The organism is Actinomadura roseirufa (assembly GCF_900659635.1).
Taxonomy (GTDB): domain Bacteria; phylum Actinomycetota; class Actinomycetes; order Streptosporangiales; family Streptosporangiaceae; genus Spirillospora; species Spirillospora roseirufa.
The window spans coordinates 1-6472 of record NZ_CAACVB010000356.1; the positions used below are offsets into that span (position 1 = coordinate 1).

General features: G+C 77.4%; 7 protein-coding genes. All 7 read left to right on the plus strand.

All coding sequences use genetic code 11. The annotated features are described in order from the left end of the window. Window positions 1-241: hypothetical protein (locus E1291_RS42755; protein WP_207401148.1), on the plus strand; the 241-nt coding region annotated here is incomplete at its 5' end. Window positions 242-252: 11 nt separating this feature from the next. Further along, a complete protein-coding gene (locus E1291_RS37605) occupies window positions 253-1491 on the plus strand; it encodes a PucR family transcriptional regulator (protein ID WP_131742814.1) in 1239 nt (412 codons plus the stop codon). Between the two features lie 31 nt (window positions 1492-1522). Further along, the gene (locus tag E1291_RS37610) at window positions 1523-2761 is read left to right on the plus strand and encodes a cytochrome P450 (RefSeq protein WP_131742815.1); all 1239 of its coding nucleotides are present in this window, start codon (window positions 1523-1525) and stop codon (window positions 2759-2761) included. Further along, complete coding sequence (locus E1291_RS37615; protein WP_131742816.1) at window positions 2734-3645, plus strand: UbiA prenyltransferase family protein; 912 nt, start codon at window positions 2734-2736, stop codon at window positions 3643-3645. Before E1291_RS37610 ends, E1291_RS37615 begins: the two co-directional genes overlap by 28 nt. A 20-nt stretch (window positions 3646-3665) precedes the next feature. Further along, on the plus strand, window positions 3666-4103 hold the full coding sequence (locus E1291_RS37620; protein ID WP_207401149.1) for a nuclear transport factor 2 family protein: 438 nt from the start codon (window positions 3666-3668) through the stop codon (window positions 4101-4103). A gap of 5 nt (window positions 4104-4108) precedes the next feature. Continuing rightward, window positions 4109-4759, plus strand: a complete 651-nt coding sequence (locus tag E1291_RS37625) for a TetR/AcrR family transcriptional regulator (protein ID WP_165495484.1) — start codon at window positions 4109-4111, stop codon at window positions 4757-4759. A 166-nt stretch (window positions 4760-4925) separates the two neighbouring features. Continuing rightward, on the plus strand, window positions 4926-6472 hold a 1547-nt coding region (locus E1291_RS37630), incomplete at its 3' end, for an MFS transporter (protein ID WP_242614626.1).

Below are 6472 nucleotides of genomic sequence, written 5' to 3' on the forward strand. Positions count from 1 at the left end.
GGAGGCGCTCGGCCTGCACGCCGCGGCCCGCGACTCGGCCGCCGCGCGGGCCGAGCTGGCCGCGTGGCTGCTCGGCGACGAGGTCACCGAGAAGTACGCGGCGGCGGTCGCGCCGCTGGTCCGCGACGCCCACGGCCGCGTCGACGCACTCGGCGGCCACCCCGGTTTCCTGCCGGGCCTGCACGGGCTCGTCGACGAGGCGGCCGGTCTGCTGCCCCGGCCCCGGCCGGTCGTGGCCTAGGGATGGCCGCGATGACACCGGCCCCGGGCCTGCCCGAGATCCTCGCGGCGCACTGCGCGCGGGTGGCCGGGGCGGTCGGCGAGGCCCTGCGGGGCCATCCCGCCCACCAGGCGGTCCGGCGCACCGCCGAGCCGATGTTCGGCGGCCCGGAGGAGACCGCCGCGCGGCTGCTCGGCCTCGTCCTCGACGGCGACCCGCTCCAGGGTGACGACCTCGGCCGCTTCCGCGACCTCGGCGCGGTGGCGGCGCAGCAGGAGGTGCCGCTGCGCGTGCTGGCCGAGGCGTGGGACGCCGCGCTCGCCGCGGCGACCCGGGCCTGCTGGGCGATCGCGCCCGCCGCGTGCTTCACCGAGATGGCCGAGCTGACCGCGCGCGCCGCGCGGCTGGCCGGGCAGGCCCGGGAGGCGTGCGTCCTGGGGTACGCGCAGGCGCCCCGCGAGGGCGCGCGGTCCCGCCGGCTGCGCAGGCTGCTCGCCGAGGCGCTCATCGACGGCGCGCCCGCCGGCGCGATCGCCGAGGCGGCCGGGGTCCGGTTGGCGCCCGCCTACCTCGTCCTGCTGTGCGAGGCGCCGCCGCTCGCGGCCGCCGCGACGGCGGAGACCCACTGGGAGCGGGCCCGCGAGCGACTGGACCAGCTGGACGGCGTGCTGTACACCGGCGACCTCGCCGGCCTCACGGTGCTCTTCCCGGCCGCGGACCCGGCGCTCGCCGGCGGGCAGGCAGCCGCGTTCACCGCCGCGCTCGCCTCCTGGTCGCACGGGCCCGTGCACGCCGCCGCGACCGGCCGGGCCGACCTCGCCGCGATCCCGGACTCGCTGGCCGAGGCCGGCCGGGTGCTGTCGATCGTCAAGGCGATCCCCGACGCCGAGGACCGCCCCTACCGCGCCGAGGAGCTGCTGGTCGAGCTGGCGATCCTCGGCCAGCCGGAGATCCGCCGCCGGCTGGCCGCGACGCTGTCGCCGCTGGACGCCGGCACCGACCTGCGGCGCACGCTGGAGGTCCTGCTGGCCTGCAACCTCGACCGCGAGCGGGCCGCGCGGGAGCTGTGGATCCACCGCCGCACGCTGCACTACCGGCTGGACCGCATCAAGGAGCTGTCCGGCATCGACCCGAGCTCGGCGCGCGGCATCCAGCTCCTGCGCGCCGCGCTGACCTCGGCGCGGCTGTCGGCGCTGGAACGTGACGACGGGCCGGGGGACCGGGCCGCGGGGGACGCCCCGCCGCCGCTGCTGCCGCAGATGACCGCGTGACCGGCCGCCCGGCCCATCGGAGGAGAGACCCATGAACGAGTCCGTGCCCGCCGGCGTAACGGACGTCCCGGCGTTCCCGCCGCCGGGCCGTCCCGGCGTCCCGCTGGACGAGGAGCACCTGCGGCGCCTCCGCGAGCGTCCGCTCGTGCCCGTCGCCCTGGCGGGCGGGCATCCCGCGCTGCTCGTCACCCGGCACGCCGACGTCCGGACCGTCCTCGCCGACGACCGGTTCAGCCGGGAGGCGTGGGGCAACGGCACCCTGTTCGCCCGCCGGCCGGAGTCGCTGGCGCTGGTCACCAGCGACGCGCCGACGCACACCCGGCGGCGCCGGGCCGTCCGGGCGTGGTTCACCGCGCGCCGCGCCGAGGCGGAACGGCCGCGCATCGCGGCGCTGGCCGAGCGGCTGCTGGACCGGATCGAGGCGGACGGTCCGCCCGCGGACCTGGTCGCCCGGTTCGCCGTGCCGTTCCCCTATGAGGTCATCTGCGGCATGCTGGGCGTCCCGTCCGGGGACGTGGGCACCCTGCTGCCCTGGGTGAGCGCGATGATGTCGGCCGGGCGGTATCCGCCCGAGGAGGTCGCCGCCGCGCACGCGGGCATGCACGGCTACTTCGCCGCGCAGGTCGCCGGGCGGCGTGCCGCGATCGCCGCCGGGACCCCCGGCGACGACCTGCTCACCTTCCTGCTCACCGAGCCCGAACCGCGGCGGCTCGCCGACGAGGAGATCATCGTCTTCGGGTTCGGGCTGCTCATGGCGGGCGGGGAGACCACCTCCACGTTCCTGGCCTCCTGCGTGCTGGAACTGGTCGCGAGGCCCGAGCTGACCGCGCGGCTCCGCGCCGACCCGTCCCTGATCCCCGCGGCGGTCGAGGAGCTCCTGCGCTGGGTCTGGTTCGCGGGCACCGGCGGACAGCCCCACGTCGTGCTGTCGGCGGTCGAGCTCGCCGGGACGCGTCTCGGCCGCGGCCAGGTCGTCGTCCCGCTGACCGACGCCGCCAACCGCGACCCCGCAGCCTTCCCGGACGCCGACGCGTTCCGCCCGGACCGGGCCCCCAACCCCCACGTCGGGTTCGGGCACGGCCGCCACATGTGCCTCGGCGCCCCGCACGCCAGGGTGGAGCTCCAGGTCGCCCTGGCCGCGCTTCTGCGCCGCTTCGACGACCTGGACCTGGCGGTCGACCCGGACCGCCTCCGCTGGCGGGACCGCATGTTCATGCGCGGCGTCTGGGAGCTGCCGGTGACGTGGACCCCGCGGACGGCGGCCCGGTGAGCGGCCGTCCCGCCCGGATCGGGCGGTTCGTGCGCGGCGCCTACCCGCCGCTCCCGTCGCTGCTGTTCGCGGTCGCCTGGGCGTACGGCGTGACGGGACTGTTCGCCGCCCTCGACCCGGCCGCCGAAGACTGGCGGCCCGGCGCGGGAACGGCCCTCGCCGCGCTGTCCCTGCTGATCGACCTGCTGCTCATGCGGGCGCTCGACGACATCCGCGACCTCGACTACGACCGCCGGTTCGCCCCGGGGCGCCCGCTGGCCGCCGGTGTCGTGCGGATCGGCGACCTGGCCGTGCTGTACGCCACCGGGACCGCCGTCCTGGCCGCGCTCAACGCCGCCCGCCCCTGGCCGCTCGCCCTGCTGCTCGCCCAGCTCGGGTACGCGGCGGCGGTCGTCGCCGTCCACCACCGGTGGGGCCGCCCCCCGGCCGACCGGCTGTGGCTGAGCCTGCTGGTCAGCCTGCCCGCGCCGGTGCTGCTGCACCTCTACCTGTACGCGGGCTACCTGGACGCCGCCGGGCACGGCGCCGACCGGTACGGCGCCCTCGCCGTCGCCGCCGTCGTGCTGGCCGCCGGGCACCTCGAGCTGGCCCGCAAGATCACGCGGCGGCCCCGGCCGGGGGAGCGGACCTACGTCCGCACGCTCGGCGTGGCGGGGACGACGGCCCTGGCGCTGACCGTCCCGGTCCTGTCGGCGGCGCTCGTGCTCGGCGCGTCGCAGGCGCCGCCGGCGTGGACGGCCCTCGCGGTGGTCCCGCTCGCGCCGGCCGCCCTCGCCGCCCGGACGTTCCTGCGCGGCCGCACCCGCTGGCCGCCCGCGGCGCCCCCGCTGTACCTGCTGCTGTCCTTCGCGAGCTATCTCGCGCTCGGGCTGACCACTCGCTGACACCGGGAGGACCATTGGACGTGCAGGGCTGGATCGACCGGCTGGAGGCCGGGTGGCGGGCTCGCGACCCCGCGGCCGTCGCCGCGCTGTTCGCCGCGGACGCCTGCTACCGGCAGGGCCCGTTCGGGACGGCGCACCACGGCCGGGCCGCGATCCGCGCGCACTGGGCCGCCACGCTCGGCCGGCAGCGCGACCCGCTCATCTGGTTCGGCGACCCCGTGGCGGCCGGGCACAGGGCGTCCCTCGAATGGTGGTGCGTGCTGCACGACCCGTCCGACGGCACGCCCCGGACGGCGGCCGGATGCGTCACCCTCTGGTTCGACGGGGACGGCCTGTGCACCCGCTTCCACGAGTACTGGCACGGCGCGCCGGAGACCGCGGCACGCCCGCACGGCACCTGGCCGCACCCCGCGCGGACGCGGGCGCCGGCGGGGGCGCCGCCCGCGGACCACCCCTGACGCCGGTGGGGACGCCGCCCCTGCCGGGTCCCACGGGCCGCTACCACGGGCGGGCCGCAGCCGAGCGCCGCGCCGAGCGCCGCGAGCGGCTGCTGTCGGCCGGCCTCGAACTGTTCGGCACCCTCGGCTACGCCGCCACCTCCGTCGAGCGGCTGTGCGCGGCGGCGGGCCTGTCGACCCGGCAGTTCTACCAGGAGTTCGCCAACCGCGACGCGGTGCTGGCCGCGCTGTACGAGCAGGTCAACGGGCACGCCTTCGCGGCGGTCTCGGCGGCCCTCGACGAGGCCGCCGGAGCGGCCGCGGCCGAGCGCGTCCGGCGCGTCGTGCGGGCCTACGTCACCGTGACCGTCACCGACCCCCGGCGCGCCCGGATCGCCTGCGTCGAGTGCGCCGGAGCGGGCCCGGCCGTGCAGGAGCACCGGCGGGAGTGGAGCCGCCGATGGGCGGCGCTGCTGGCGGCGGTGGGCGAGACCGCGGGGGCGCGCCGGCCGGCCCCCCGGGACGCCCACCTCGCCGCCGTCGGTTTCGCCGGCGCCGCGAACGCGCTCCTGCACGAGTGGTGCACGGCCGACCCGAGGCCGCCCCTGGAGAGCGTGACGGGCCTGCTCACCCGGATGCTGGCGAGCGTCCTCTGCACGGCTCCGGCGTGCCCGTGACCGTCCGGGACGGCGCCGCGGGCCACGGTGACCGCCGACACGCCGGGCGCGGCGGTCATCTCGGGAATGAATCGGGGCTTAGAGTCCTTGATCGTATGAGAGCCCGCGGCCGGACCGGAGCGGGTACGCCCCCCGCCCCCGCCCCGTCCCCCGGAGGGTCACCACCGTGTCCGCCCAGCCCGATATCGCCCCGCCCACGCGACCGGCCTCGACCCCGGCGGCTTCCGGTACCGCCGAGAAGGGCGCCGGCCCCCCGCGCGGAGGCGCCCGGACGCTGATCGCGGTGCTGGCGTTCACCGGCATCGTCGTCGCGCTGCAGCAGACCCTGCTGATCCCGATGATCGGGCGGCTCCCCGAGCTGCTGCACGCCTCGATGGCCGACGCGACCTGGGCGATGACCGCCACGCTGCTGTCCGGCGCGGTCGCCACCCCGATCATGGGCCGGCTCGGCGACCTGTACGGCAAGCGCCGGATGATCCTGGTGAGCATCGTCGCGGTCGTGCTCGGGTCGCTCATGGCCGCCGTGACCTCGCAGCTGATGATCGTGGTCGCGGGCCGCGCCGTCCAGGGCTTCTCGATGGGCGCGATCCCGCTCGGGATCAGCCTGATGCGCGACGCGCTGCCCCGCGAGCGGCTCGGCTCCGCGCTGGCCCTGATGAGCTCCTCGCTCGGCGTCGGCGGCGCGCTCGGCCTGCCGCTGTCGGCCTACGTCGCCCAGCACTTCAGCTGGCACGTCCTCTTCTACGGCTCCGCCGCGCTCGGCGCGCTCGTGTTCGTGCTGGTGCTGGCCGCCGTCCCGGAGTCGGCGGTGCGCGCGCGGGGCCGGTTCGACTTCGCCGGGGCCCTCGGGCTGACGGCCGGTCTCGTGGCCGTGCTGCTGCCGATCACCAAGGGCGGCGACTGGGGCTGGACGAGCCCCGCCACGCTCGGCCTCCTCGCCGCGGGCCTGGTCGTCCTCGTGCTCTGGGGGGTCATGGAGCTGCGGGTGCGCGACCCCCTGATCGACCTGCGCAGCACCGTCCGGCGGCAGGTCCTGCTCACCCACCTGGCGGCCATCACCGTCGGGGTCGCCTTCTACGCGATGTCGCTGGTGCTGCCGCAGCTGCTGGAACTGCCGGAGGCCACCGGGTACGGGCTCGGGCAGAGCATCGTCGTCGCCGGCCTCGCGGTCGCCCCGATGGGCGTGGCGATGATGGTCGTCTCCCCGCTGTCGGCGCGGATCTCGGCGGCGCGCGGCGCGAAGACCTCGCTGATCCTCGGCCTGCTGGTGATCGGCGGGACCTACGGCGCCGCGCAGGGGCTGATGGGCGCGGTGTGGCAGGTGGCCCTCGTGACGACCCTGATCGGAGCGGGGATCGGGCTGGCCTACTCGGCGCTGCCCATGCTGATCATGGGTGCGGTGGACGTGTCGGAGACCGGCGCCGCCAACGGCCTGAACACGCTGATGCGCTCGATCGGCACGTCGGTGTCCAGCGCCGTCCTCGGCACCGTCCTGGCCCGCAACACGACCGAGTTCGACGGGACGGCCGTCCCGGACATGACCGGCTTCCGGCTCTCCTTCGTCATCGCGACCGGCGCGATCGCGATCGGTCTCGTGCTCGCCGCCTTCCTGCCCCGGACGCCCCGTCCGGCCGGGGCGGTCACGGCGCCCGCGCCCGGCGGCCGTGTGGCGGCGGGGGCCGTCCCGGGCGGCGCCGGCGGGCTCACCGGAAC